Source organism: Actinomyces sp., assembly GCF_030524025.1.
In the GTDB taxonomy this organism is placed as follows: Bacteria; Actinomycetota; Actinomycetes; order Actinomycetales; family Actinomycetaceae; genus Actinomyces.
Window position 1 is genome coordinate 50,123 of sequence record NZ_JAUNHI010000017.1, and the last position, 302, is coordinate 50,424.

The 302-nt window shown below is 69.5% G+C and carries 1 protein-coding gene; it reads right to left on the reverse strand.

Annotation, left to right across the window (positions count from 1 at the left end):
* A partial coding sequence (ssb, locus tag Q4C85_RS07800; RefSeq protein ID WP_303141089.1) for a single-stranded DNA-binding protein occupies positions 1-302 on the reverse strand: 302 nt, incomplete at both ends.

The window sequence follows — 302 nt, forward strand, 5'->3', positions numbered from 1 at the left end:
CTGAGGCTGGCCCTGGTTGAAACCGCCCTGGTTCTGCCCGCCGAAGCCGCCCTGGCCACCGCCGGTGCGAGTGACCTGGGCTTTGGCACGCCGCAGTGAGGGGCCGATCTCATCGACCTGCATCTCCACGACGGTGCGCTGCTCGCCCTCACGGGTGGTGTAGGAGCGCTGCTGGAGCCGGCCCTGGGCGATGACGCGCGTGCCCTTGGTGAGCGACTCCGCCACGTTCTCCGCGGCGTCGCGCCAGATGGAGCAGCGCATGAACAGGGTCTCCCCGTCCTTCCACTCACTGGTCTGGCGGT